20 protein-coding genes and 1 pseudogene are annotated in these 22,727 nt (G+C 44.1%); 13 read left to right on the top strand and 8 right to left on the bottom strand.

All coding sequences use genetic code 11. The features are described from left to right. Positions 1-93, top strand: a pseudogene (locus ACOCD9_RS12660) (photosystem Q(B) 2 domain protein); the annotation flags it as partial. Positions 94-732: 639 nt separating this feature from the next. Here the strand turns inward: ACOCD9_RS12660 and ACOCD9_RS12655 are convergent. Then, the gene (locus ACOCD9_RS12655; protein ID WP_419547663.1) at positions 733-990 is read right to left on the bottom strand and encodes a hypothetical protein; all 258 of its coding nucleotides are present in this window, start codon (positions 988-990) and stop codon (positions 733-735) included. Between the two features lie 483 nt (positions 991-1,473). Between ACOCD9_RS12655 and ACOCD9_RS12650 the strand changes: the two genes are divergently transcribed. Further along, entirely contained in the window at positions 1,474-1,953 is a 480-nt protein-coding gene (locus ACOCD9_RS12650) for a hypothetical protein (protein ID WP_002735718.1), read from the top strand. 220 nt (positions 1,954-2,173) lie between these two features. Beyond that, positions 2,174-3,826, top strand: coding sequence for an acetolactate synthase large subunit (locus tag ACOCD9_RS12645; protein ID WP_287703166.1), 1,653 nt, complete (start codon positions 2,174-2,176; stop codon positions 3,824-3,826). Between the two features lie 98 nt (positions 3,827-3,924). Here ACOCD9_RS12645 and ACOCD9_RS12640 read toward each other — a convergent pair whose 3' ends face one another. Next, positions 3,925-5,172, bottom strand: a complete 1,248-nt coding sequence (locus ACOCD9_RS12640) for a DUF4912 domain-containing protein (protein ID WP_287703168.1) — start codon at positions 5,170-5,172, stop codon at positions 3,925-3,927. A gap of 417 nt (positions 5,173-5,589) precedes the next feature. On the opposite strand from ACOCD9_RS12640, the gene ACOCD9_RS12635 reads away from it, so the two are divergent. Continuing rightward, positions 5,590-6,927 carry a histidine phosphatase family protein gene (locus tag ACOCD9_RS12635; protein ID WP_419547661.1) on the top strand — a complete coding sequence of 446 codons (1,338 nt, stop codon included), beginning with the start codon at positions 5,590-5,592 and terminating at the stop codon, positions 6,925-6,927. 218 nt (positions 6,928-7,145) lie between these two features. Here the strand turns inward: ACOCD9_RS12635 and crtD are convergent, their stop codons facing one another. Beyond that, positions 7,146-8,657 carry a C-3',4' desaturase CrtD gene (gene crtD, locus ACOCD9_RS12630; RefSeq protein ID WP_419547659.1) on the bottom strand — a complete coding sequence of 504 codons (1,512 nt, stop codon included), beginning with the start codon at positions 8,655-8,657 and terminating at the stop codon, positions 7,146-7,148. 189 nt (positions 8,658-8,846) lie between these two features. Here crtD and ACOCD9_RS12625 point away from each other — a divergent pair, with 189 nt between their 5' ends. Both ACOCD9_RS12625 and nblR read left to right on the top strand, forming a co-directional pair. Beyond that, positions 8,847-9,395 (top strand): hypothetical protein, encoded by a 549-nt coding sequence (locus ACOCD9_RS12625; protein WP_287703175.1) that lies wholly within the window; start codon positions 8,847-8,849, stop codon positions 9,393-9,395. A 41-nt stretch (positions 9,396-9,436) separates the two neighbouring features. Further along, complete coding sequence (nblR, locus tag ACOCD9_RS12620; protein ID WP_419547657.1) at positions 9,437-10,126, top strand: response regulator transcription factor NblR; 690 nt, start codon at positions 9,437-9,439, stop codon at positions 10,124-10,126. 118 nt (positions 10,127-10,244) lie between these two features. Here the strand turns inward: nblR and ACOCD9_RS12615 are convergent, their stop codons facing one another. Further along, positions 10,245-11,042 carry a glutathione S-transferase family protein gene (locus ACOCD9_RS12615; protein WP_287703179.1) on the bottom strand — a complete coding sequence of 266 codons (798 nt, stop codon included), beginning with the start codon at positions 11,040-11,042 and terminating at the stop codon, positions 10,245-10,247. 334 nt (positions 11,043-11,376) lie between these two features. On the opposite strand from ACOCD9_RS12615, the gene ACOCD9_RS12610 reads away from it, so the two are divergent. The 3 genes from ACOCD9_RS12610 (at position 11,377) to ACOCD9_RS12600 (ending at position 14,118) form a co-directional block, all read left to right on the top strand. Further along, positions 11,377-12,558, top strand: a complete 1,182-nt coding sequence (locus ACOCD9_RS12610) for a hypothetical protein (protein ID WP_419547655.1) — start codon at positions 11,377-11,379, stop codon at positions 12,556-12,558. A 33-nt stretch (positions 12,559-12,591) separates the two neighbouring features. Then, positions 12,592-13,584, top strand: coding sequence for a pentapeptide repeat-containing protein (locus tag ACOCD9_RS12605; RefSeq protein WP_419547653.1), 993 nt, complete (start codon positions 12,592-12,594; stop codon positions 13,582-13,584). Positions 13,585-13,650: 66 nt separating this feature from the next. After that, positions 13,651-14,118, top strand: a complete 468-nt coding sequence (locus ACOCD9_RS12600; RefSeq protein ID WP_419547651.1) for a retroviral-like aspartic protease family protein — start codon at positions 13,651-13,653, stop codon at positions 14,116-14,118. On the opposite strand, the gene ACOCD9_RS12595 is transcribed toward ACOCD9_RS12600, so the two are convergent. Continuing rightward, complete coding sequence (locus ACOCD9_RS12595) at positions 14,113-15,774, bottom strand: M14 family metallopeptidase (protein ID WP_419547649.1); 1,662 nt, start codon at positions 15,772-15,774, stop codon at positions 14,113-14,115. The genes ACOCD9_RS12600 and ACOCD9_RS12595 overlap by 6 nt on opposite strands. A 71-nt stretch (positions 15,775-15,845) precedes the next feature. Here ACOCD9_RS12595 and ACOCD9_RS12590 point away from each other — a divergent pair, with 71 nt between their 5' ends. Then, positions 15,846-16,058 carry a hypothetical protein gene (locus ACOCD9_RS12590; RefSeq protein ID WP_002751038.1) on the top strand — a complete coding sequence of 71 codons (213 nt, stop codon included), beginning with the start codon at positions 15,846-15,848 and terminating at the stop codon, positions 16,056-16,058. On the opposite strand, the gene ACOCD9_RS12585 is transcribed toward ACOCD9_RS12590, so the two are convergent. Together ACOCD9_RS12585 and ACOCD9_RS12580 are read right to left on the bottom strand one after the other, a co-directional pair. Continuing rightward, a complete protein-coding gene (locus ACOCD9_RS12585) occupies positions 16,055-16,801 on the bottom strand; it encodes a circadian clock KaiB family protein (RefSeq protein WP_287703189.1) in 747 nt (248 codons plus the stop codon). The genes ACOCD9_RS12590 and ACOCD9_RS12585 overlap by 4 nt on opposite strands. Before the next feature lie 90 nt (positions 16,802-16,891). Then, positions 16,892-18,163, bottom strand: a complete 1,272-nt coding sequence (locus ACOCD9_RS12580; RefSeq protein WP_287703191.1) for a type IV pilus twitching motility protein PilT — start codon at positions 18,161-18,163, stop codon at positions 16,892-16,894. A 276-nt stretch (positions 18,164-18,439) separates the two neighbouring features. Here ACOCD9_RS12580 and ACOCD9_RS12575 point away from each other — a divergent pair, with 276 nt between their 5' ends. Then, positions 18,440-19,405 (top strand): hypothetical protein, encoded by a 966-nt coding sequence (locus ACOCD9_RS12575; protein WP_287703193.1) that lies wholly within the window; start codon positions 18,440-18,442, stop codon positions 19,403-19,405. Beyond that, positions 19,402-19,812 (top strand): PIN domain-containing protein, encoded by a 411-nt coding sequence (locus ACOCD9_RS12570; RefSeq protein ID WP_287703195.1) that lies wholly within the window; start codon positions 19,402-19,404, stop codon positions 19,810-19,812. The genes ACOCD9_RS12575 and ACOCD9_RS12570 overlap by 4 nt, the downstream gene beginning before the upstream one ends. On the opposite strand, the gene ACOCD9_RS12565 is transcribed toward ACOCD9_RS12570, so the two are convergent. After that, positions 19,813-20,871 carry a potassium channel family protein gene (locus ACOCD9_RS12565; protein WP_002803175.1) on the bottom strand — a complete coding sequence of 353 codons (1,059 nt, stop codon included), beginning with the start codon at positions 20,869-20,871 and terminating at the stop codon, positions 19,813-19,815. A gap of 126 nt (positions 20,872-20,997) precedes the next feature. Here ACOCD9_RS12565 and ACOCD9_RS12560 point away from each other — a divergent pair, with 126 nt between their 5' ends. Next, on the top strand, positions 20,998-22,281 hold the full coding sequence (locus ACOCD9_RS12560; protein ID WP_002758950.1) for an aspartate aminotransferase family protein: 1,284 nt from the start codon (positions 20,998-21,000) through the stop codon (positions 22,279-22,281). Positions 22,282-22,727: the final 446 nt, after the last annotated feature.

The raw sequence follows: 22,727 nt of genomic DNA, 5'->3' as shown, positions 1-22,727 counted from the left end.
ATGCACGAGCGTAATGCTCACAACTTCCCCTTAGACTTAGCTAGTGGTGAACAGGCTCCTGTAGCTCTGACCGCTCCTGCTATCAATGGTTAATTCCTAGTCTGAACGAAAAGGCACTCCCGCGAGGGGGTGCTTTTTTGTGGCTAAATATTTTATGGTGTTTTATACCAAATCCGTTGAGTATAGGCTACATATCAGGACAGCCGAACGGCAAAAGGGGAAATAAATAATCAGTTTTTAATAACCGAATTTAGTGCCAGAAGCTTCACTAATTGGAGGCAAGATTGTAGGGTTAATTCATGAATTGATCCTACACATCGTTTCCATTCAGACGCTTCACGAATTGGAAGCAAGGGCTGACTAATGAAAGTATTGCCCTGACAGTATTCTACACCCCATTTTCTGAGGGGGGGTTAAATTATCTCCGACAAATAAAAATTATTCTTAATAAGTTAGATTGTCAAGCCCCGAATCCCAGAAGTACAAGGGCATCCGAGTGGGTCAACGAGAGAATAAGGATTTTAGCGATTGCCTTACCCCCTCAGATGCTTATGGATTGTCACAAAAACATAAATTTATCTTATACCAATACTCAAAGAAAAGGTAGGACGCATCTCCTACCGAAAAGAATTTGAATATAGCGTTTCTCACACCTGTGTGACACAGTGAAACCTTTGCTGATTAAACTTTTCACCATCGACAGGCCTCTTGCGAACAAGAAACGCTATAGTTTCAACGAAACTCCTGTAAAGACCGCAGCATCTTTTCCCCCTTACCTGTGGTAATTCGATAGCGGTAACTGCCTCTTTTTCCTCGCGCCGCTACCTTAATAAAACCCTCCGATTCCAACCCGATTAGATGATGGTTAACTCGCGTCACCTCCCCTCCCCGAAAACGACTACAAGCGCATAAACTAGACTGGGCAATATCGGGATAGCGAGCGATCTGTAAAAACAAAAACCTTTTTGATCCTGTTAATGGCTTCTTCATGGTCGGTTAGTAGGGTGAGGATTCCTCACCCCGAATCGCTAAATAATAAAAGCGGAATCATCCACTGACAAATTCGGTTGTAAGCCTAATTCGATCTCGAAGAGTTCCGCTTCCAGACGTGCGAGGTCATTCTGTTATTCTGACTTCCCCGACCGACAACCGGCTACTGACGACCGATTCCTAACCCCACCAATAAACTTTTTCAGCAGCTGCTAATTAGCGTTCTCAAGACCCCCGTAGCGGGCGCAGGGAAAACCCTCACCAGCCAAGTATTTTTACTCAAGTCTCTAGAGGCGGACAGCCAATGTGACAGTTGAGGGTGCGGAATGTGGGCTATATACAAAGTCAGCATTGATCCGATCGCCATCAAGTGAGGGACTTCTGCTGACACTAAGTTAAAATTATAAAAAGCTCACACTCCCGGAAAGCCATTTATTTTTTACAATAGAAAATTCGCCGGATTATTTTTGCGGGAGGCAATCGGTGATTCTCAATTTTTCCTTAAGGATTGTAGCGGCCAAAGGCAGACTATTCTGTAAGTTTTCACTCTACAAAACCTATCGGGTGGTCAGTAGCGCCCCCGTCGATGTCCTCTGGCAAAAATTAATCAATGTGGCCGATGTCTCTTGGCATCCTTTGATTGCCAAGGCTGATGTTCCCTTGGGTTTAATCGCTAAACCGGGGTTAATCTATCAAGCTGTCACCCGTCTGACTCCCATTCCTATCCGGGTTTTCGTGGAAAATGTCCGTCCCGGGGAACTCCTCAGCCTCAGAGTTCTCGCTATCCCCGGCATGGAACAGAAAATGACCTACCAAGTAGAATCAACCCTCTGTGGTACTTATATTTCCTATTCTGTCACCCTGCGGGGTTGGCTGTCCCCGTTTATCTGGTGGTTAAGTCGTCCCTATCTAGCCAAAGTCGCCGCCCAACTAGCCCACGCTGCCGAAGAATTAACGGCCTAAAAAAAAATTCCCCTCCATTGTGCTAATAAATAATCTGCCAAGGGTCAAGATCTAAGTCACAATGGTATATGGATAGACTTAAACAAAATTTTAGTCAGCTACATTGGTACATATAGTCTACTGATATCATCCCGACGAGTTGAGCGCAACAACCTCAATCCGCCGGGATGAACTATCTCTAGAGACTTTACTGATGAAGTAAGCTCTACAGGAGGGAACTATGGGGGAATTAAACACAGCCGAACTTCTAGTTAAATGTCTAGAGAATGAAGGGGTCGAGTATATTTTTGGGCTACCCGGGGAAGAAAACCTCGATGTTTTGGAAGCCCTAAAAAACTCCTCGATCAAATTTATCACCACCCGTCACGAACAGGGCGCGGCTTTTATGGCCGATGTCTATGGACGCTTGACGGGAAAAGCGGGGGTTTGTCTCTCCACTTTAGGACCGGGGGCGACTAACCTGATGACAGGGGTAGCCGATGCTAACTTGGATGGGGCGCCCTTGGTGGCCATCACTGGCCAGGTGGGAACCGATCGGATGCACATTGAATCCCATCAATATCTGGATCTGGTGGCCATGTTCGCCCCGGTGACGAAATGGAATAAACAGATCGTGCGGCCGGGTATCACCCCGGAAGTGGTACGGAGAGCCTTTAAAACCGCCCAAAGTGAGAAACCGGGGGCAGTTCATATCGATCTTCCTGAAAATATCGCCGCTATGCCTGCCGATGGTAGTCCTTTGCCCCTCGACAGTCAGGAAAAAGTTTACGCTTCCTATCGGACTTTGAATATGGCGGCGGCAGTGATTTCTAAAGCCAAAAATCCCTTGATTTTGGCGGGAAATGGGGCAATTCGCGCTAATGCTAGTGAAGCTTTAACGGAATTCGCCACGGCCTTGAATATCCCTGTGGCTAACACTTTTATGGGTAAGGGGGTGATTCCCTATACCCATCCTCTGGCTCTTTGGGCGGTAGGATTACAGCAACGGGATTTGATTAGTTGTGCCTTCGATCGCAGTGATTTAATTATCGCTGTTGGTTACGATTTAATCGAGTATTCCCCGAAAAAATGGAATCCAGAGGGGAAATTACCGATTATTCACATCGGCATGACTCCAGCGGAAATTGACAGCAGTTATGCTCCGGTGGTGGAAGTGGTGGGTGATATCACCGATTCTCTCATCGATATCCTCAAACGGGCCGATCGCCAGAATAAACCAACTCCTGTCACCGCGGGATTAAAGACGGAAATTCGGGCCGATTACGAAACCTATGCCAATGATACGGGTTTTCCGATCAAGCCACAAAAATTGATCTACGATCTGCGTCAGGTGATGGGACCGGAAGATATCGCTATTTGTGACGTGGGCGCTCATAAAATGTGGATGGCGCGTCAGTATCACTCCGATTGTCCCAATACTTGCATTATTTCTAACGGTTTCGCCGCTATGGGTATTGCTATCCCTGGTGCGATCGCCGCTAAGTTAGTTCATCCCGATAAACGCGTTGTGGCGGTGACGGGGGACGGCGGTTTTATGATGAATTGTCAGGAATTGGAGACAGCTTTGCGGGTGGGAACTCCCTTCGTCACTCTCATCTTTAATGATGGCGGTTACGGTTTAATCGAATGGAAGCAGTTAAACTATTTTGGGACATCTTCTTTTATTAAGTTTGGTAATCCCGATTTTGTTAAATTTGCTGAAAGTATGGGATTAAAAGGCTATCGGGTGGAATCTACTCAGGATTTGATCCCGACACTAGAGGATGCTTTCCGGCAAGATGTCCCTACGGTGATCGATGTTCCCGTCGATTACGGTGAAAATCTGCGTCTTTCCCAAAAATCGGGCGATCTAAGCTGTCAGATTTGGGAATAGAAGTTGATAGCGTTGACAATCCCAAAAAAAATCCCCTAACTAAATCTCAGTTAGGGGGAAGTAATTAGGTTGGCTTTGGTAACGTTAGAAAACCCGATCTAGAACAACCATTCTAGAACCGCCTCATCTTTAGTGTTGGTATTGCGAGAGGGGGTTTCCCGGGTGAATTTCATGTGGATAGAACGATTTTGTTCACCATCGGCGGCTACGGCCATAATCGGATAATCGATTAAACCATCTTGGAAGGACATCTGATAGCGGAAAGTGCCATCGGGATTGAGTTTAATCGGACGACCACCGATAGTTACGGTGGCATCGGGTTCGGTGGCACCATAGACGATTAATTCTGCATCGGCAACTAACCAGAATTTGCGCGGACGTTGTAGGGTTTCCGAAGCACCCATACCGATACCAGAAGCAGTCATCCCGATACCGGAAGCGGTTAGTCCCGATACCGTGGGAACTGCCCACATACCAACCCCGGAGGGGAATACATAAGAACTGATCACTTCCGACATCGGTACGGAACCAGCGACGTGCTGCATGGAACCAAACAAGGAACCGGCCACCCGTAGGGCTTCCATATCGCCGACACTCTCGAAAATTTGGTCGTAGATGGGGCTAGTTCCCGTGGTTCCGGCGCTGCTGCCGTAGCGTTTGCTGGGGGGAACGAGTTCGTAAACAGTTTTGCCCACCAGTTCTTCTTCCCAGTTAACGGTGACAAAAATATCTTCAATCCAGTCGGAAGGATAGACGGGAGGAATCCGGACTAAAGGAGAACGGGCCAAAACTAACCAACGACCATCAGCACAACGATAACCGATATCGATAACATAATCTCGATCGCTGACCGGAATCGGTAAATACCATTCCCGGGCTAATTCATCACAGAGATATTCTTGGACACTGTGGGCGCCTTGGCTATTGAGATCGATATCGGTGACATCATAAAGACGCAGGGCTAATTGTTGTCCCCCTTGACGACGCAAATCTTCTTTCGATTCGTTGGGGATATCCCAGTAAGCATAGGCCCACTGAGGATCGCGGGGTAGGAGGGTAATGCGATTTTCACCGTAGCCACCGGGCAAATCTCCTAAACCATCATCCACTGAACCTAGGATATCTTCGATCGGGTTAGCTTGACCTAATTCAAATTTTGCTGCTTCCACTGGTTTTTCCTCTTTAATAGTAGATTTAAAATTGCCGCTTACTCCCATAGCTTGGGTAATTGCCTCGATTAACTGCGTTTTCCGCATCCGACTGTAACGAGAGATGCTGTATTGACTGGCAACTCGTCGCAGTTGCCGCAAGGTCATCTCATCTAAGGGGGGGTATTCTGGAACCATGAGTTGACGCTCTCCGATTAGTTACGACGGCAAATGTTTTTGAGCATTTGCAAAAGCAGTGATCTGGGTAATCCTTCCAACTACTCATCGATTGCTTTGTGAACGAGAGATCCACTCGATGGGGATCAAGGGAATCGCTTGTTATAAATACCTATTAAACAGTAAGATTCCGATTTTGACCAAGTACATTGTCATGATTTCTTGACAAAACCGCCAAACCCTTGATCCCAAAGAGATTTTCATGTCAGGAAGTTTTGATACGCTGTGCTGCCTTGAAACTGCATAAGGAAATTTTAGTACAAATGCTCGCCGATCTCCACTGATTACTGATTACCGATTACTGATCACTGATTTGTACTCCGATCCCGATCGCCTGTAATCTGATATTGAGACTTTTAGTTAAGGAGACTGAACCGCTTGGCTACTCGTGTGATTATTGTTCGTCATGGACAAAGCAGTTATAACGCACAGCAGAAAATACAAGGTCGCAGTGATGGCTCGGTTTTGACGGAAAAAGGGCATCTGGATGCGGAAAAAGTAGGAAATGCCCTCAGTCAAATCGATATCGCCGCTTTTTACTGTAGTCCTCTCCAAAGAGCCAAATCTACTGCTGAGGTGATTCAGTCTCGTTTAAATAACTCTCCCGTCATTCAACCCACTTCGCAGTTACTAGAAATCGATCTGCCTATCTGGGAAAATATGGTCAAAGAGGAGGTAAAAGCTCAATACCCGCAAGAATATCGGGATTGGCACCAAAAACCTCACGAATTTAAGATGATACTGCCCGATGGTCAGGAACATTATCCCGTTCTCTCTCTCTATCAACAAGCGCAGGATTTTTGGCGAGAAATTATTCCTCAACACGAGGGCCAAACTATACTCATTGTTGCCCATAACGGCATTAATCGCTGTTTAATTCTCAGTGCCATCGGTATTCCGGTTTCCTTATACCATTCCCTGCAACAATCTAACTGTTGCGTTAATGTTCTCAATTTTACGCGTGATTTTGGTGATCCTGTCCAGGTGGAATCCCTCAATCAAACGGCCCACCTAGGGATAGCTTTACCCCCACCACGTCCTCCTTTCCAAGGATCGAGGCTGCTGCTGGTGCGTCACGGAGAAACCCAATGGAATCGGGATAAACGTTTTCAAGGGGTGCACGATATTCCTCTCAATGATAATGGCAAAGCTCAAGCTGAGAAAGCCGCCGAATTTCTGCGAGAAACGGCGATCGATCACGCTGTCACCAGTCCTTTATCCCGTCCCAAGGAAACTGCCCAAATTATCCTGCAATATCACCCCGATGTCACCTTAGATACCCAAGTGGATCTGACAGAAATCTGTCACGGACTTTGGGAAGGTAAATTAGAGGAGGAAATTGAAGCGAGTTTCCCCGGGATGTTAGAAGACTGGAAAAATGCCCCGGAAACCGTACAAATGCCGGAAGGGGAGAATTTACAGGAAGTTTGGGATCGAGCGATCGCTTGTTGGCAGCAAATCGTTAAAACCTATAGTAATAGCGATAGTCCTAAGACAATTATGGTAGTAGCTCACGATGCCATTAATAAGGTGATTCTTTGTTATTTATTGGGTTTAAAACCCGCTAATTTCTGGAATATTAAACAGGGAAATGGCGCGGTTAGCGTTATCGATTATCCCAAAGGAGTTGACTCTCAACCGGTCCTGCAAGCAATTAATATTACCTCTCATCTAGGAGCGGGCATACTCGATCGCACGGCAGCCGGCGCTTTATAACAGTTATCAGTTATCAGTTATCAGTGGGTAAGTTAACAGTTATCAGTATTCAGTATTCAGAAGATTGCTTTTATTTATTCTTCCCAATTCATAATTCATAATTCATAATTCATAATTACGGCTAACTAGAAGCTAAGTACCTAAGCAAAATTAATTACACATTTCGATAAAGCTTTTGCCTATTGCCTATTGCCTCTTGCCTATCTTCACTAGGAAATTTATTTTGCACGACTACTTAATTGATTCTCAATCTGTCTAACTACCGTTAGTGCCGAATAGCTGACTCCGGCAGTGCCTTCTCCCGGATGGGTGGAATCTCCCACTAACCAAAGATGGGGGATCGGAGTGCGCGTCGCTAGGCCAAAAGGGCCAAAAGTGGACAATCTTTGACCAATACCGCCGACAATGCCCTGATTTCGCCCCGTAAACCGTTCAAAAGTGCGAGGAGTAGCTGATTCGATGTGAACGATGTGATCAGGACTAAGATGGAAATAATTACCGAGACGCTCGATCGCCTCTTGGGTGTATGCTGCTTTTAATTGCTGATAATTATCTTCTCCTTTTTGCCACCAAAGACTGGTATCGGTGAAGGAAGAAGCAATAATCGTCGCTTTTCCCACTGGGGCGCGACCATCCCCTTCTTTACTCACGGAAACAAACAAAGAGTTATTTTCGCCGATTATGCCATCGTAATCGTAGAGGAATTGCAAATGGGGAGGACAATCGGGGGGAATAGCAGCGCGATCGACTCCTAAGTAAACCACAAAAGCACCGGATGCGGGGGGAAGTTTTTCGATTCTCCGGTGATAAAGACTGGGAATGGCTTCGCGATCGATTAATTGTGGTAAATTTTGGATCGGGATATTAGCGACAATCTCATCGGCCATTTCTGGATGTATTTGACCATTTTTTTGATTTCTGACGATAATTCCGGTGGCTTTTCCCTTTTCTGTCAGTATTTTTTCCACTGTGTGGCGCATTTGCAATTTACCGCCGTATTTTTCCAAAGCTGCTACTAGGCGATCGCTTAATACTTGCATACTACCCTGAAGGTGGGATAAACCTTGGGGAGACTGAGAAACTGCTAAAGCGGTGGCGGCATAAAGTAAAGCGGTTTCATCGGCAGTAACTTGGGAATAAAGCTTTAACTGGAGATCAAGGAAGGTTTTTAGGCGTTTATCCCTCTCTAAGCCGTATAATCGCAGAGCATCGCCCACAGTCATCAAAGTAAAGGGAAAGGTAATGGCAGTATCTAAACGCAAAGCGGCGATTAATTGCCCTAAATCCCACCAGTTGCGCGGGGGTAAAACTGGATCGCGACTTTGAAAACGCCAACTAGCTTGAAAGAGTTTTTGTAATAATTGCCAAAAAGGTTCGCTGCCCGGAAATTGTTTTTGTCTTTCCTCTTGCCACTTTTGCCGATCGCGCCAGACGTTAATCGCAGTGGTTTCCCCCGGCAGAAAAACGGCACAGGCGGGATCACAGGGGACAGAATCGGGTAAATCTATCCCTAATTCGGCAAAAATGCGCTGATGAATGCCCCCTACTTCTAATCCTGCCACTTGAGTTGCCCCCACGTCAAAAGTAAAACCCCGACGGGAAAAAGTCGAGGCACAACCTCCGGGGACGAGCGCCTGATCATATACTGTGACTTGATAACCTCGACGCGCCAATAATGCCGCCGCCGTTAGTCCGCCAATCCCTGCACCAATAACGGTAATTCGCGTCATTTTCTTAACAATTATGGCTCTTCTAGAGTAGTTATGATATGTTAGCAAAAAATAATCGACGCAAGCCTTGCCAAGTAAGGCTCACCAGAATTCAAAAAAGCAATTTTAATAAAAAAAGCTTTTTGCTTTGTTGGATTCTAGGCTATTTAAGGGTTTAGGCTCATTTAAACTACTAATTAAGGAAACTCTATGAACCAAGAATCCCTCGCTTTTAGGGACGGGAGTGTCAAGACCTTAGTGATTTGTACGGGTTTTCATGATTCTAGATTGACGGAGGATTTTTTAGGACATCTGGGGAGCAAATCGGTCAAATTACGCCCCTATATTATTATTTCTCCTTTTTCTTGCTTAAATGAAGCTTTTTCACCGGGAGAAAACCTAACCTTGATTGGGTTTAGTGCGGGGGTGGTAAATGCGATCGCTTTAGCCCATTATTGGCAAGCTCAAGGGGCAAAAATTGAAGCTTTAATGGCTCTGGACGGGTGGGGAGTGCCATTAATCGGTAATTTTCCCATTTATCGCCTTAGTCACGATTATTTTACCCATTGGAGTTCCTGTTTATTGGGTAGCGGTCAAGAAAATTTTTATGCGGATCCACCTGTAGATCATCTTAGCCTCTGGTCGTCCCCCGATCGAGTAACTGGTTGGTCTGTCAATGGTAATTTTGTCCAACGCACCACAGCGTTAACTTTTTTATCAAATCGGTTAGGCAAGAATCAATTAAGTATAATTGGCTAGTCGCCTCCCTATCTTTCCTATTTCTTTACCGCTGCCAACTCATGAGTACATCAGTTCCGAGTTCTTCGATTCTCTTGGTGGGAATTGAGGAGAATATCGCTAAACTAGCTAGTGCGGACTTGAAAGAAGCAGGTTATCGTCCCCTAATTGTGCCTAGCATTGATAGCGCTTTCCCAGAAGTGGAAAGTTGGCAGCCAGCGATGATTATACTCGATCGCCTCCTCGCAGCGGAGGCTGGTGTGAAGTTTTGTCGTCGTTTACGTTCCCAGGGAAGTCGCGTTTATATTATTTTATTAGTATCTCAAGAAACTCTAGAAGAACGTCTCGCCTGTTTGGAAGCGGGAGCCGACGATTATTTTCTCAAACCCTATAATTCGCAATCTTTCCTCAAATTAATCCGTTTTTACCTGCAACCGATGGAAACTATCCCCGAACAATTGCGCTTCGGTGACTTAGTATTGGATTTAGCCACTCGTCGTCTCTCCTATAAGAACAAAAATATTGAGTTGACGATGAAGGAATTTGAACTGCTCCGCTACCTGATGATTCACCCGAAAGAAGTATTATCAAGGGATCAAATTCTCGAAAATGTCTGGGGAGATGAATTTCAAGGAGAATCAAACGTTATTGAGGTATATATTCGCTATTTACGCCTGAAGATGGAGGCTGGTGGTCAAAAACGCCTCATTCATACCGTGCGCGGTGTCGGCTACGTTTTACGCGAATCTTAACAGTGATCAGTAATCAGTGATCAGTAGATTGCTTTTATTTAATCTCCCTACACCCTACACCCTACACCCCACACCCCACACCCCACACCCCACACCCCACCAGCCTAGTCAAGCTCTGCTATTCGATCTGGATGGAGGTGGGGGAATCGATAGGAGGGGTGGAACTCCCCGGGGTGATAGTTTGACGGTATTGACTATAAAGACGGTCGCGCCAAGCAAAAAAGCCCTCGTAGGCGCTATTATCAGCTAACCCCGGAATCCCCTTGCCTTGCAATTCCGGAGGTAAGTTGAGATAAGAACCCTGGGGAAACTGAAGCAGTACACTTAATCCCGCCACGGCTAAATCGGCTAAAGTAGGCTGATCCCCGACTAAATAGGGACGATTGGCTAAAATGAGGTTTAAAGCTTCTAAGTCCTGTTGTAGCCCTTTTTTCGCGGTATTGATAGCATCTTTTCCCAGACCTACACCCGTCCCAAAAATATCAATTAATTCCCCCGGCAAGGAACCCAGCAACAAGCGCATAAAATCGGGAGTTTCCCGGGGTAAAAAAGCGGTACGAAAGTTTTGATTTTGGGCAAAAGCACCGAGAAAAGCGGTTCTTCCTTTTAATCCCAGGGATTCATCGGCCCATTCTTCGATTAATAAACATTGACCCCGTTGGAGGGGATCTGTAGGGATAATTGGTTTTTCAGGATACTTGCGATCGAGATAAAAAGCAATCTCCGTCGAGTCGGCAATATAGGTATCACCATCCTTGAGGACGGGAACCTGTCGCTGTCCAGAAAGACGGAATAATTCTAATTGTCCCACCCCCGGCACCACGTCCCTTTTTTTATAGGCAAGTCCTTTATAGTCGAGGATGAGACGGACTTTCTCGCAATAGGCAGATAGTTCAAATTGATAGAGTTCTAGCATAGGATGATATGGCCTCTCGATAAATCAGTTTCTCCCTGATTACTCTAACCCTATCGGGCATCGATCGCCTAAACTTAAAGACTTTACTCCGATTTTATCCGAACATTTGTACTAATAACGAGAAAGGCGAAAAAATAATCTTTTGCTAATTTTAGGGACTAGATGTAGCAAACCTAACTCAATAGCTCCACGCTTTTAGGTTAGGATATTTTCAAGCGCCAGAAGAGCCGGAATAACTTATATATTCCGGTAAACTAACTTGCGAGAGACCAATAGCATAACCTCATAGTAGAGGCGTGCGAGGGTGGGCGACTTTCTCGGATCAGAGGTTACTATGCAATTATCCAGTGACGTTTTTAATCAGGTAGTTCGCTATCTCGACAGCCACGAAGAAAAATTACGGATCAAAAAATTAATCTTTTGTATCTGTAAAAAATATTGGGAAAATGATCCTAATATTTTAGACGGTGTGGCTATGGAAGACTTGGTGAAGGAGTTAGTGCAACTCAAAACCAGTAAGGAACAATTAACTTTTTCTGTTTATAAGTTAGTTAAAACCATAAATCGTCCTGAAGTTTATGCGGGAGTAGCCACAGTTATTATTGAGCAAATCAGTAAATTATATAGTGATATTGTTGCCACCTATGACACCCAATTATCACCATTAGAACCAGCAGTTAACCCTGGGTTTACCCCCGTTAATAATCCTGTCAACAACGGGGAAGATAATTCCCTAAGACAGGTGCTTAATAGCCTAGAAAATCATCTAGAGACGGAGAGAATTCAAAAATTAATGTTTGCCGCCTGTAAAAATTGTTGGGAAAATGATCGATTGGTGATTAATAATTATGGCTTAAAAAATATTATTTTAGAACTTAGGGAAAACAATCCTAATTTCTTAAGCTTGCGAGAAACTCTCAACCAAGTTGCCGAAAATCTTAATAAAAAATCTCTATACCTTCCCCTAGCTGAGATTATTCTTACCCAGCTAGAGCCTCTCTACGATACTAATAACGATTACAAAGAAGAGGATAATGAGCCAAAAAGTAAAATCTTTAACGATCAAATGGTTCATCTAAATGATGATTGTGATTCTTCGGCTAAAACTGCATCTTTCTCCTCCTCTAGAAGTAAACCTGTGGATTTTGCCTCTTGGAGAATGGGATTGCCCTTTGCCGAGCCAGCTTTCTTAAACAATAACCCCAGTAATTCCCCACAAAGTTCTGCCTACGACACCTTTGAAATTCGTTTAGAAATTTTGCGTTATGCTAATCCTTTACGAGCCAAAATATTGATTTTCTCGCTCCTATTTTATCCTTGGGATCAGAGCAGTCAAGATTGGTTAACCTTGCGAAGTTATACCCTAGAAGATTTACTACAACAACTCATCGAAAGCGGGAAATCTCTCAAGGATATCGAAATTCAACTATACAATATTGCTCACACCCAAATGGATAGGGATGCTAACTTTCAAACCGCTGGCATTCTGGTGCAAGCTTTGCAAAAATTTTTTTAATTTTTTACCCCAATTTCTCTGAATATTCTACCTATGAAACCCACCGAACTAATTGCACGTTATGCCGATGGAGAAACTCAATTTAGTGGCTTAAAATTACCAGGAGTTAATTTAGTTGGCGCTGACTTGATTGGCATTGTTTTAAATGGAGCAGATCTGCACGGAGCCAATCTTCTCTTTACCTATCTTAACCGGGCTAATCTCGCTCAAGCTAATCTCGTGGCGGCTAATTTAAGCGGTGCTAGTCTCAACCAAGCTGACTTAAATGGGGCAGATTTACGCAGTGCTAATTTACACGGAGCGCTGCTACAAGGAGCTAATCTTCGTGATACTGATATAACCCTAGCTATTCTACTTGATGCTAACTTGATCGGGGCGGATTTACGGGGGGCTGATTTAAGTAGTGCTAACCTCACTGGTGCTTGTTTGCGGGGAACAAATATGCGTCAGGAAAAGAAAAATATTAACACTAATTTACAAGGAGCTAATCTCTATCGCGCCGACCTGCAAGGAGCTAATATGAAAGGGGTTAATCTGGTGCGAGCTAATCTAGTAGGAGCCAATTTAAAGGAGGCTAATTTGTGCCATGTTGACATCAGAAATGCGGATTTAACTAATGCTAATCTGCAAGGTGCTTTACTCACTGATGCCAATTTAGTCGGGGTGTCTTTAGTGGGAGCAAATCTAGCGGGAGCCAATTTAGTGCGGTCAAAAATGAGCGATACGGAAGCAATAGGTGCAAATTTCCATAGTGCAATTATGACTCACATAAAATTTGATCGAGCTAATCTTAGTCAAGCTAATTTTCAAGCGGCAAAAATGAATCATGCTGACTTAAGAAGGGCTAATCTTTCAGGAGTTAATCTTAGGGAAGCGGATTTAGTCGATGCTTTCTTTGCTAGAGCAAATCTCACCGGTGCTGATTTAAGTAATGCGGATCTAACTGGTGCTGAGTTAATGAGTGCTAATCTGATGGGAGTTAACTTCCGCGGTGCAATTATGCCGGATGGCCGGATTAATAATTAAAATTACTAGACAATTTTTTGGGCAATTATTCTGGTATAATTTAGGGGTAGAATTGAGGGTAGTATTATGGTTGATCCAGCAATTATTACAGAAGATATGGGCAAAATCTACACCAGCATTACAGTTATCAATCGCGCCGATCAAATTCGTGCGGAAGATGGTATGATCGCGCCGGAACAAATTCGCTCTCTTACCCTAGAAAATGTCTTGGTGGATACGGGGGCAACTACTCTTTGTCTGGTGCCGGAAGTCATCTCCCGCTTGGGTTTACAGCTTTTAAAAGAAGTAGATGTGGCTACGGCTAAAGGCATAGGAAAAGCGAGAATTTTTCGCGATGCCACCTTGATTATCGCAGGACGAGAAGGCACTTTTGAATGTTTGGAATTACCTGGAGGTCAAAACAATTTATTAGGAGTAATTCCTTTAGAAGCTTTGGGATTAGAACCGGATCTTCGTAGCCAAAAATTGCGAGTTTTACCCACGGAATCCCACGAGACTTACTTAACAATTTTATCGAACCAAATAGCTCTATAAAATCACTTTTTGTCTGACTGTTCCGGCTCTTTCCGCTATAGCGATAATCTCAATTTCTTGACCAGAAACTCCCTTAATTACCCATTCGACCGTACAGCGATAATCTAAACCGTGAGCGAGACTACTATATACTTTATTTGATCGCCCTTCTAAGTGACCGATTTCCTGCTCTAATTTTCCCACTATTAAACTCACCTCATCGGCTAAATTTAACTTGACTTGAATGGGACGAACGCTCTTTCTTTCCAGTGCCTTTTTGCTGGTATAAGTGGGTAAAAATCCCTGATTTTCTAACTGTAAAACCAGATGATAAATACCATTTCCCTCCGACTTAAGATCAAGACGAGAGATAGCTAAAAGAGGTGACATCAAAGCATGGGCAATAGTAAACTGACATTGTTTCTCACATAAATCTGGTAAATACTTTTCTGGGGCATTTTGCCAGACATTTTTAAAGTCCCAACCGCCAATTTCCACCTCTCCCAATTGGGGATGATCAAAACTTTGCCAATTAATAAAACCCTTTCCCGCTAAATTCTCATCATTCCAACGCTGTAACTTCAATTCATCTTCAAAAGGATGCCAGCGAAACCATTGAATATAATCATCTTTTTTCACTGCTGCTTGGGTGGGTGCATCCCATAACTCCACCGTAAAACCATACCAACCAAAATGATCATAACCGTAATCATCCATGGCACCGTTAGTCACTTCTTTAGGATGATAACGAAAATCGTGATAGACAGAAACGCATTCATAACCAGTCATTGCCTTTCCCTTATCAGCAATATATTTATACATTTCTAAGTCTTCCACGGGGAAATATTCATCGGGATGGGTGCTATAGGGACGCAACATTACTGCCGAATAGGTATGATAGGTAACGAAGCCATTAATATTGGTGTTATTTGCCCAAAATTGGGCTTCTGCAAGGGTTTCTGGCTCCGAAAAAGGAAAATCTCCGGCCCCCTGTTGTTCCCCTTCAGGAACCCAATAAACGGGATAATTGCGGTTAAAATCCAGGCCCTCTAGGGTGGGGGCAGTGGTAAAATTATAGCCATCGTAATCGCGGATTAAACCTTCGGTAAGCAAAGTGTAAAAAGTTCCTTCAAATTCCTCTGGTTCGCGACGCACCATAATGCGAGGATCTTGTTCGGAAATTTTCCAAGCGCCACAGGTATCTTTTTGGCGCATTTGTAAGATTAAACCATCGCCGTTAATATCTTCAGGATATAGCCCCGGTTTCTCATCCGTGTGGGGATAGGGGCGAACACTTGATCGTAACATATAGGGAGTGGTGAGATATTTTTCCGCTCCATCCACGGCTAATCGCGGCAAAATATAGACAGTGTAATGGTCAAGAAGTCTGGTAATTTGGGAATTATGACCGTATTGGCGCAAAAGATGATAGATAGTGTAGAGAGCGACGGCAGAGCCTGTTACTTCCCCCGCGTGGGTGTTAGCATCGATCCAATAGGCAGGTTTTTCTAAATAGGGGCCTGTGGCTTGATTTGTTAGGGTAGTTAACCAGATATCTCGATTTTCGTGGCTTTTACCGATCGAGGTGAGGCTAATTAAATTAGGATAGGATGAGGCTAGGTTTTTCAGGAAAGAAACTAATTCGGCGTAGGGGTAATAGTGGCTAAAATCAAACATAATCTTCTGCAACTAAAAAAAGGATTCTTGGGTTAATTTGACAAAATATGGGATGATAACAGTAGAAAACTATGGATAGTCAAGATATCGCTCGCTACATTGAAGAAACTAACGGTATTTCCAAGCCTTGGCTGTTGGTGCAATTGCGTCTCAAAAAACTGCAAGAACGTCGTGCCAGTCTTTCCCAACAGGAATATATCCAAGAATTGGATGATATTCAGCAAGACTTAATGAAATTGGGCGAATGGTGGCGAGGTATCGAGTCAGAAGTCTTTAAACCCTAAGCGGTGGCGATAATCTGTAATACTCGCGGTAAATCCTCAAATTCGCCGATGATGCGTTTCACCGGTTGCGGCCAAATCCGGACTAAAGTGGGAATAGCAGAGACATGATTGGATTCTGCTTGTTCTGGATGCTTAGAGATATCGATCACTTTCAGGGTATAGGGATGGTGTAATTCTCGTTCTAGAAGCTGATGGATCGATTCTAGGGTGTGTTTAGTATTGGCATTATTACCGGAGACAAATAACCGCAAAACATAACCCTTGGGACTAGGATTGGTATAGTCAGAGTCAGCACTAATCCCCGAAGTCGTTGGGGGGCGCTCCTGATAACGGAGAATCAGATCGTGGGATTGCCAAAGTTGGGGAAACTGCTGACGATAGGTTTCTAAGATAGTGGGATTAGAGGATTGTTCCTGCCAGGGTACAGTAAACCAAGCTTGATCGTCCGTGGCGAAAATAGCATTTAATAAAGGCTGATAGCGACGGACAAGGGGATAGACTTCGGCTCTAGTATGAATACGGTGACTATAGGGATCTCGCCAGCGATCAATGGTAGCAGTAAAACTAGGAACTAAAAAATGGGGGGGTTCTGACAACCCTAAAGCGGACTGGAGAGCAGCGCAGAGATTCAGATGCCAATGAGTTTGTTTATCAGGATCGATACAGTAAATTAGATCGCCCCCGGGGGTAAACAGGGCGATGCCTTTAAAAATATCGGGCAACACAATCGCGGAAGTGGTCACTTGAGGGGTTCCCCTAGAGAATAAGTAGGAGCTTCTATTTTTCTAGCCTACTAAACTCTTGATCCCTGAACAATTTCCTTCAGGGTTTTTCTAGATTCTACCCCGCAGCATCATCGCCAGTTCATTGGGGACCGGGGACATGGCCATGGCTACCCCCTCGGTAATCCGTCCCTCTTGATAGAGGTTAAACAGGGATTGATTAGTGGTAATCATGCCGTGGTATTCGCCGTCTCTCATTAATTCGATAATTTCGTCATTTTTGCCGCTGCGAATGTAATCTTTGACGGCCTCTGTATTGACGAGAATATCGTAAAAAGCGGTCCGTTTACCGTCGGTGGTGCGACATAAACCCTGCGAGATAATACAAACTAAAGATTCTGTGATCGCCAGCCGCGGCGATTCCCGTTCCTCGGCGCTATAAAGAGTTAAAATCCGCTCCAGGGTTTTTACAGCGCTGTTGGTGTGCAGGGTTCCCAGGACTAAGTGACCGGTTTGGGCAGCTTTCAGGGCAGTATTAACGGTGGCTTTGTCCCGCATCTCCCCCACCAGAATAATATCTGGGTCTTCCCGCAAACAGGCTTTTAGGGCATTATCGAACTCATGGGTGTGTATTCCCACTTCCCGTTGTTTGATCAAACTGCGACGACTTTTATGGACAAATTCGATCGGGTCTTCGATGGTGATAATATGTTTGGGGTGTTCTTTATTGATGTAATCGATCATGGCTGCTAGGGTGGTGGATTTCCCTGAACCCGTCGGACCGGTGATTAAAATCAATCCCTTCTGTACATCGCACACATCCCGGAAGACCATCGGTAAGCGCAATTGTTCCATAGTGGGGATTTTCATGGGAATCAGACGCAAAACCATCCCCGGACCGCGCAGACTTTCAAAGATATTAATCCGCGCTCTAGCGAATTCGTACTGAGTCGCACCGTCAAATTCTAGGTCTTTTTTAAAGCGAAGGATTTCTTCTTCACCGAGGATTTCGCGTAACCAACTATAAAAAGTGTTGATGTCAATTTCAGGATAGTCGAGAATAATCATTTCGCCACGATCCCGCATCCGGGGTTGTTCTCCAACCCCCAGGTGAACGTCCGAATAACCCCGATCAAAGGCAAACTGGATCAAATATTCTAAGGTGGGTTGGTTGGAGGCGCGACTGTGGGGAGAACGTGGTGGCGATATTTGACCATTTTGCGGCATATTTGGCACTTGTTTGGCCTGCGTCGCCACCTTTTGCGTCATTTCTTGATTTATCTCTGGTGTGGTTCCTTTGATTAACTCCGAGGGAGGTATCGGGATGGAGGGAACCGGCAGCGGCTGCAGTGATCGCGAGGAAGAATTGGGATTTGGACTCATGAGCAATAGGGGTTTTTCCTTTACTATTCCCCGATTGTACTAACATCTCATCCTCAATTTCTCAATTCCTGACAGACGTTAGATTGAGGAGTACGGAGTCAGTAGTCTCCGAGTCAGGGGAATTAAGAGTGAACGGTAATTAATCTATCTCCCTCAGAGGCTATAGTAACTATAATCACCCTTTCAGACCCCAAAATTGTTACAATGGAGGTTTAGGGCTGATAATTTTGACTACTCATTTCTGTTTGATCGTCAGTCTTAGGGGAGGTAAATACGATGAATAGTCTGCCAAGTTCAGTCGAACGGGAAAATTTAGGACAATTTTTGTTAGAAAATCTGCAAAATATTACAGATAAACTCGATCAAATTGTCACCGATTCTGATCGGATAATACTGGATAATTTACTACAAGAAACTAAGATTTTAGTTGAGCAAGTTAAGGATAACTCTAAAACTTATCAAGCAAGAGCCGATATATTTTATCAAATTAATAAATTATGGTTTCAGGTATGGAAACAGTATAGAGATGAGGATTCAGCACTGGAGTTAATCCAATATATAGACCAATTTACTAATCAAATTACTGCCTATAATCAATTATTTATCAGCCTTGCTCAGATCAATGAGGGAAAGACTGGTGAGGAAAAAGCCGATTTAATCAGAGTGGTGGAAGGTTCACTCCTTCTCTCGGAAACGATAGATGTGTTTATTGATATGTTTGCCGATTCAGAACTAGAGCAAATTTACCAGGGAGCTAAAAATGCTCTATCGGTTTCTAATCGTACTATAACCGAATATTTCCAAGATACTGAAACATCCGATTTAGTCACCAAACTGAGAGCCTATTATAGTTTAATAATTTTCAGAATTCAAGAGCGATTTAATCCTAGTAATGTATCTTTAGAAACTACTTCTCATTCCCTAACAGATGATTTAAGCGATCTTGATCCTTGGACAAGAAACTTAGTGGGTGTTGTCGATTTAGAAACTGAAAAATCTTCGTCTGAAAACTGGTTAGATAATCTTTCTGGATCAATTTCTGATCAGGAGGTTTTTGAGAAAGCATTAGAATATGGGCGTGTTTTTCGTCAGAATGTATCCTCAGAAACTACCTCTCATTCCCTAACAGATGACTTAAGCGATCTTGATCCTTGGACAAGAAACTTAGTGGGGGTTGTTGATTTAGGATCAGAAGACCCAAAAGAATCGTATATTGATTATTTAGTGGAGAAGTATCGGTGAAACGAGTCTTATTCGATAGTGATGTATTGCTAGATGTTTTGGGTGAGCGTGAACCACATTTTCCAGCATCTGTACAAGCATTCAATACAGTTAAGACAGGTAAAACTCAAGGATATATTTCTGGTCATGCCGTCACCAATATTTATTATATTTTGTCTAGAAAAAACGAAAGAGAAGTCTCAAGAAAATTGGTGATAAGTCTTCTAGAGAATTTGCAAGTTGCTAGGGTGACAGATGCAATAATTAGGCAAGCATTGACAAGTCCTATGAAAGATTTTGAAGATGCCGTTACCAGTGCCGTTGCTGAATCAGAAAAGCTAGAAATAATCATAACGCGAAACCTAAGAGATTTTGCCGCTTCCCCTGTTCCCGCAATGGTACCAGCCGATTTTTTATCGATTCTTTAACTAATGCTTCGGTAAACGTAAACCATCCGATCGCATGGGGATTAAAATCTGAGTTAAACTGCGTAATTGTTCGGCCGTTCCCATACAAATTAACAGATCCCCGGCCATTAATTCCGTATCGCCAGTCGGTCCCCCAATTAGCGTACCATCGGCGCGACGTATAGCTAAAACTAACGCCCCCGATCGAGATCTTAAATGTGCTTGACTAAGACTTAAACCGACACAGGGACAAGTCCTCGGATCGATTAAAAATTCTTCCATATAAAACGATCGATCGGTTCCAGTTAAAATCCCATCGACAAAATCCATCACCTGGGGTCGTAGGGCTGCGGCCGCTAATCTTCTACCGCCGGTAATATAGGGAGATACTACCGCATCGGCCCCGGCCCGTTGTAATTTTTGTACTGCTTCCTCGGTACTGGCCCTAGCAATGGCGCGGATTTTCGGATTAAGAGTTTTAGCAGACAAAACTGTATATAAATTCTCCGCATCGGAAGTTAAAGCGGCCACAATACAAATAGCGCGTTCAATTCCTGCCATTTGTAAAGATTTATCTAAGGTGGCATCTCCTTGAACAACAATATAATTTAATTCTTTGGCCCGATTTACCTGTAGGGGGTCTGTATCAATGACTACAAAAGGAATATTTTCGGCGTAAAATTCGATCGCCACCTGTCTCCCCGTGCGACCCAAACCACAGATGATATAGTGTTCCGATAGTCGATCGATCAAGCGTTTCTCCTGTCTCTGTTTGAGTCCCTCTTGAAAATAGCCTTGAATTAAAGCTTCGGTCAAGCGATTAACAATATAACCGATGCTGACTACTCCCATGATAATCAAAACCATTGTAAACAATCGTCCCCGTTCACCTAGGGGATTAATTTCGCCAAAACCGACGGTAGCGAGGGTACTAATCGTCATATAGGCCGAATCTAGCCAACTCCAACCCTCGATCAGATGATACCAAAGCGTACCCAGCAAAAATACCACAATCAGGGCAAAAATTCCCCCGATTAATTCCTGACGCAGACGACGATATTTATCTTCACTGATAGACAAGCAAAATTCACCCCTAACACTGTCTAGTAACTTACAATGAAATCAGTTTTTAATCTAAATAACCCGTCCTTCTCAGACGGATTTGATTATAATTTCCCCTATGTCTAATCGCGCAGGAGTTCCCCAGTGAGTCCAGAAACCCTTTTAGAACCAACCCTAGTTGATCCCACTCCCAATTTAAACCCGAATCAACCCTTCGATCGAGATAGTTTTAACAGCTATGTGATGAATACTTATGGTCGTTTTCCCATTGCGATCGCCAAAGGGTTAGGCTGTCTTCTCTGGGATACTTCCGGTAAACAATACCTTGATTTTGTTGCGGGAATTGCCACCTGTACCCTCGGTCACGCACACCCCGCTTTAATTGAAGTGGTTAGCCAGCAAATCCAAAAACTCCATCATGTCTCGAATTTATACTATATTCCCGAACAAGGGGAACTAGCTAAATGGATTGTCGATCATTCCTGCGCTGATAAAGTCTTTTTCTGTAATTCTGGTGCGGAAGCGAACGAAGCGGCGATTAAATTAGTACGGAAATATGCCCATACGGTGCTAGATTTCCTCGAACAGCCGGTTATTTTAACCGCTCACGCTAGTTTTCACGGTCGGACTTTAGCTACCATCACCGCAACCGGTCAACCGAAGTACCAAAAAGACTTTGAACCCCTGATGCCGGGGTTTGCCTATATTCCCTATAATGATATCGAAGCGGTGGAAAATGCGATCGCTGATCTCGATGAGGGTAATCGTCGTGTGGCTGCGATTATGTTGGAACCCTTGCAGGGTGAAGGGGGAGTTCGTCCAGGGGATATCGAATATTTCCAACGTTTACGGCAAATTTGCGACGAAAATAACATTTTGCTTGTCTTTGATGAAGTACAGGTGGGAGTCGGAAGAACTGGTAAACTCTGGGGTTATGAGAATTTAGGAGTGGAACCGGATATTTTCACTTCTGCTAAGGGTTTAGCGGGTGGTATTCCCATCGGTGCGATGATGTGCAGAAAATTCTGTGATGTGTTTGAACCGGGTAGTCATGCGAGTACCTTTGGAGGTAATCCTTTCGCTTGTGCCTCAGCTTTAACAGTATTACAAACCATTGAACGGGATCATCTTCTCGAAAATGTCCAGCAGCGAGGGGAACAGTTACGCAGCCGTTTACGCGTGATTGCTTCTCAATATCCCCATCTATTTGTCGATGTGCGCGGTTGGGGTTTAATTAATGGTCTGGAAATTAATTCAGAAAGTGAGTTGGTTTCATCTACTATTGTTAATGCAGCCTTGGCCGAGGGTTTATTAATTGCTCCCGCAGGTCCGAAAGTTCTCCGTTTTGTACCTCCTTTAATTGTCTCGGAAACAGAAGTAGATGAGGCTATGGATAAGCTAGAAGCAGCCATCGCTAAAGTGGTTTAATTTCAGTTATCAGTTATCAGTTATCAGTTATCAGATGTAAGTTTTAAGTTGACAGTTTCCAGTGGGTGGGTGGAATTAAATAGGGCTTGCTGAATAAATCTAAAAACCTTGTTGGATAAGGCTTTTAGACTTTTTTGACCTCAAAAAGTGCCTACAATTGGAGGGATCGGGGGTCAAAGTCCTGGACTTTTTCCCTGACAATTAGGGACCTGACCACCTCACAATCGGTAAAACCCCACACCCGTTCGGACTGCGGCGTTAGCTCAGTCGAACGCGGAGCTCACGGCCGAAGCCCACACCCCAACCCCTGCCCCCACGAAAAACTTTTTGCCGCAAACCCTACCTATGCCCTAATCCCCGACCAAATCCTCATGCGAACCTGAGCGATCGGCGATATTCATGGTTGCTCGAAAGCTCTAGATCACTTACTCGAGATTGTCAACCCC

Source organism: Microcystis sp. (assembly GCF_048564745.1).
GTDB lineage: Bacteria > Cyanobacteriota > Cyanobacteriia > Cyanobacteriales > Microcystaceae > Microcystis > Microcystis ichthyoblabe_A.
Note: the sequence above shows the minus strand (reverse complement) of the source record. Positions and strands in the feature narration are given on the sequence as shown.